The sequence below is a fragment of the Aquimixticola soesokkakensis genome (assembly GCF_900172375.1).
GTDB classification, from domain to species: domain Bacteria; phylum Pseudomonadota; class Alphaproteobacteria; order Rhodobacterales; family Rhodobacteraceae; genus Aquimixticola; species Aquimixticola soesokkakensis.
The window spans coordinates 1-758 of record NZ_FWFS01000030.1 but is presented as its reverse complement, the minus strand read 5'-3'; the positions used below and the strand labels follow the sequence as shown (position 1 = coordinate 758).

General features: G+C 58.4%; 2 protein-coding genes. Both read right to left on the bottom strand.

Going from position 1 to position 758, the window contains the following annotated elements; all coding sequences use genetic code 11:
* Nucleotides 1–310 (bottom strand): hypothetical protein (locus AQS8620_RS16775; protein ID WP_143267584.1); only part of this gene is annotated, 310 nt, incomplete at its 3' end.
* Nucleotides 311–758: tyrosine-type recombinase/integrase (locus AQS8620_RS16770; RefSeq protein WP_143267583.1), on the bottom strand; the 448-nt coding region annotated here is incomplete at its 5' end. It abuts the gene before it with no gap.

The window sequence follows — 758 nt, the reverse complement described above, 5'->3', positions numbered from 1 at the left end:
CGGGGTCACGGGCCGCAAGGTAGCTCTCATAGGCAGACATCTTGGCAAACAACGTCGAGTGCCCTGCGTCGTTTTCCGTCTCAAGCCGTCTCAATCGGCCATCCGCAAACGCGGCAAACATGGGCATGCCGGACAAGGTCGAGAGAAACACATCTTCGCAATAGTCATCGGGCGCGCCATGCAGATCCAGAAGTTCAAAATCATCCGCACCATATTTTTCCATGATGGCACGCGTGAGCCGCACACGGTATTTTGCGCAGAATTCACGCCAAAGCTCGGCAAGCGACACATGTCCAACGGGGCAAAACATCTACGCGTTTCCTTTCGTGCAACTTGATGAGACAAACTGCGACCACTGCGCCATCAGCGCGCGTCGCTTTTCCAATAGATCGGAGCGCGCATAGGCCCGCTCGACGTCAGAGCCGACCTTATGCGCAAGGCTCATTTGCGCGACTTCACGCGGCACCTCGGCGACCTCGCCCGCCCAATCGCGAAACGTCGAGCGAAAGCCGTGGACGGTGACCTCTTCCACAGCCATGCGCCGCAGCAGCATGAGCATCGCCATGTTAGACAGGGGGTGATGGCGCTTTTGACCCTCAAAGACGAACTGGGAATCCAACGCGCGAAGCGGCTCCAAAATGGCGACCATTTCGTCGGTGAGCGGCACGCGGTGCGTCTCGCCCGTCTTCATCCGGACCTCTGGACAGGTCCACAAGCGCGCCTCAAAATCAACCTCTTCCCAACGCATCCCCAAGACC